Raw genomic sequence first — 3,205 nt, 5'->3', positions numbered from 1 at the left:
AGAATCACTGAAGCTTTGACAACCTCAGCTTTCTCGACCAGGGCCGAATGGACAACCTCCTGAAAGCTCACAACTAGAGCGGTTCATCGCTTATCGGAATCGGCAGGGATTGAACGAAGCCGCTTTCGCGGCATTTGGAGGATCTGATTGCATGAAGCGCTCCTGATTGAAGGAATGGGCTGTTTTGCCCAACCTTCAATCAGGAGATGACGATGACGGAGATGAGCCCTCTACGCCGGCGCATGATCGATGACATGACGATCCGCAACCTTTCGCCAGCAACGCAACGATCGTATTTACATGCGGTGACGAAGTTCTCGCGCTATTTCGGGCGATCGCCAGACCGTCTTGGACTGGAAGACGTGCGCGCGTTTCAGGTGCATCTGGTTTCATCGGGCCTATCATGGCCAGCCTTGAACCAGACAGTTTGTGCCCTGCGGTTCTTCTTTGGCGTCACGCTTGGTCATGGCGAGATACCGGAGCGCATTGCCTATGCCCGGACACCCGCCAAGCTGCCGACGATCCTCAACGGCGACGAGATCGTCCGGTTTCTGGAAGCGGTTCCGAGCCTGAGGACCCGTTCCGCACTGACGACAGCGTATGCGGCGGGGCTGCGCGCCTCGGAAGCTGTCCATCTCAAGGTCCGTGACATTGAAGGCGGACGCGGCATCATCCGCGTCGAGCATGGCAAGGGCGGAAAGGATCGCAACGTCATGCTATCAGCGCAGTTGCTCGCGATCCTGCGGGTCTATTGGCGGCTGGCGAGACCCGAGGTCTGGCTGTTTCCGGGCCGGGACGAGACCAAGCCCATCGACGTCCAGGTTCTGTATTCTGCCTGCCGTTCGGCGTGCGCCGCGGCTGGGATCCACAAGAGGGTGACGGTGCATACGCTGCGCCACAGCTTTGCCACCCATCTTCTGGAAAGCGGAACCGACATCCGCATCATCCAAGTTTTGCTCGGCCACAACAATCTATCCACCACGGCACGCTACACGAAGGTTTCCAACACCCTGATCCGCAGCACGACCAGCCCGCTCGACCGGCTGACGTTGGAGGTGGTGCCGCCAAGCTGAGTAAGCTCCGCCATGGCGGCGGGTCTGGAGGTGGCGGAGATTTTTCACCGCCACGGGGAAAGATATCGCCAAGCACACGACGCTCATCTCGGGCGTGTCGAACGCCGGGTCATGAGTGCGGTCGAGATGTGCAGGACCGCTCGGCTGGGCGGACATGTCCAGCAATGCCAGGACTGCGCGGCGTTCCGCGTCGCTATAATTCCTGCCGCAACCGGCATTACCCAAAGTGTCAGGGACAGGCGAGTCGTGACTGGCTTGCCGCACGGCAGGCCGACCTTCTGCCGGTCGGCTACTTTCATGTGGTATTCACCCTACCGCAGCAGATCGCCGCAATCGCCTTCCAGAACAAGACCGCCGTTTACAACATCCTGTTCAAGGCTGTGGCTGAGACGCTACGCAAGCTTGCTGCCGATCCCAGGCATCTGGGTGCCGAGATCGATTTCATCGCGGTGCTGCACTCCTGGGGCCAGAACCTCCACTGCCACCCACATATCCATTGTATCGTGCCGGGCGGCGGATTGTCGTTCGACCAGTCGCGCTGGATTGCCTTCCGGCCAACCTTCTTCCTGCCTGTGCGGGTTCTGTCGCGGCTGTTCCGGCGGCTGTTTCTCGAACAGCTGAGGCAGGCCTACGATCTGGGTCAACTTCAATTCTGCGGCGATATCGCCGCTCTGGCCGATCCGGTCGCCTTCAATCGAACCCTTAGAGCAGCACGTCGCATCGAATGGGTGGTCTATGCAAAGCCGCCATTTGCCGGACCCGAACAGGTACTGGCCTATCTCGGCCGCTATACCCATCGCATTGCCATCTCCAATTCCCGCCTCGTCAGCATTGATGGCGATCGCGTCACATTCCGATGGAAGGATTATCGAACGGGCGGCAGGCAAAAGGTGATGACGCTCGATGCCTACGAGTTCATCCGCGCCTCCTGCTTCACACCGTTCCGGACGGCTTTCACCGCATTCGTCATTACGGCCTGCTTGCCAATGTCCATCGGCAACTGAAGCTGGACCTGTGCCGAAGCCTGCTCGGCGTCCCGCCGCCGGAGCAGCCGGTCGAAGAACCGGACGCAAAGCCACCACCTTTGGCGCACCGCTGCCCCTGTTGCGGCGGAACGATGACGATAATCGGCGCGTGGACCCCGATCCAGCCGGTCTGCCGACCAGCATGGGAAGACAGTTCATGATCATACCACGCGTGCCACCAGTCCAACGATCAGCGTCGGCATGCCGAGCAGCCGCGAGGCAAGTGCTTTGGCCCATCGTGCCTGAGCAACGTAAAGCGCAACAGCACCAAGGGTTCCGTCGATGCAAACCAGCCGACAGGGGCGTCAAAGACACCGCAAATACCGGCAAGTATCTCCTTCCAGACCTGTCAACGTGCTCCGCCAAGGCTCGAACCTGCAAAACGCCATCCACCGCTTCGGCTAAATCCCCATAGCGACAAACAACCCGCGCCTTCGCTCAATCCGGCTTCAATGAGGTCCGATCAGTGAATGCCGCACGCACGGCGCGCGGACCTCACAGAACCCTCCAGATTCTCAAATCAGCAGAATTGTGATTCAAGATGGGTGCTGGAGTAGGAGGCCAGCCTCCATGACGCGACCTTATTCGAATGATCTTCGTGAACGTGTAGTGGCTTCAGTTGCGGCCGGTCAGAGCTGCCGGGTTGTGGCGGATCGGTTCGACATTGCCGTGTCGTCTGTTGTGAAGTGGTCTCAGCGGCATCGGGCAACCGGCAGTGTGACCCCCGGCAAGATGGCGGTCGACGTCGACGGGTGCTTGAGCCGCATCGCGCCTTCAAAGGGTTTTGGGTGTGCCGACGGTCAGTGATCGGATCGCGCAGATGGTGGTCAAGCAGATGATTGAGCCGGATTTAGAGCCGCTCTTCTTTCCAGACTCCTATGGCTACAGGCCGATGAAGTCGGCTTTGGATGCCGTTGGGGTAACGCGTCAGCGGTGCTGGAAATACGATTGGGTTCTGGAATTCGACATCAAAGGGCTGTTCGACAATCTTCCGCATGATCTCTTGCTGAAGGCGGTCAGAAAAGACGTCAAATGCAACTGGGCTCTGCTCTACATCGAAAGATGGTTGACCGCGCCTATGGAAAAGAACGGAGAAGTCATTGAGCG

The 3,205-nt window shown here is 59.1% G+C and carries 1 protein-coding gene and 3 pseudogenes; all 4 read left to right on the top strand.

Annotated features, from left to right (window positions below):
• The first annotated feature begins 212 nt into the window (after window positions 1-212).
• Window positions 213-1,073 (top strand): site-specific integrase, encoded by an 861-nt coding sequence (locus tag PYR71_RS30480; RefSeq protein WP_077989899.1) that lies wholly within the window; start codon window positions 213-215, stop codon window positions 1,071-1,073.
• Between the two features lie 12 nt (window positions 1,074-1,085).
• A pseudogene (locus tag PYR71_RS30475) lies at window positions 1,086-2,259 on the top strand (IS91 family transposase).
• Between the two features lie 409 nt (window positions 2,260-2,668).
• Window positions 2,669-2,874: pseudogene (locus PYR71_RS30470) on the top strand (IS630 transposase-related protein); the annotation flags it as partial.
• Window positions 2,874-3,205 (top strand): annotated as a pseudogene (locus tag PYR71_RS30465) (reverse transcriptase domain-containing protein); the annotation flags it as partial. The pseudogenes PYR71_RS30470 and PYR71_RS30465, both read left to right, overlap by 1 nt.

The organism is Rhizobium mulingense (assembly GCF_029194105.1).
Taxonomy (GTDB): domain Bacteria; phylum Pseudomonadota; class Alphaproteobacteria; order Rhizobiales; family Rhizobiaceae; genus Rhizobium; species Rhizobium mulingense.
Note: the sequence above shows the minus strand (reverse complement) of the source record. Positions and strands in the feature narration are given on the sequence as shown.

Bases quoted from the DNA above. Each gene is read 5' to 3' on its own strand.
- PYR71_RS30480 (WP_077989899.1), top strand. From the start codon at position 213: ATGACGGAGATGAGCCCTCTACGCCGGCGCATGATCGATGACATGACG.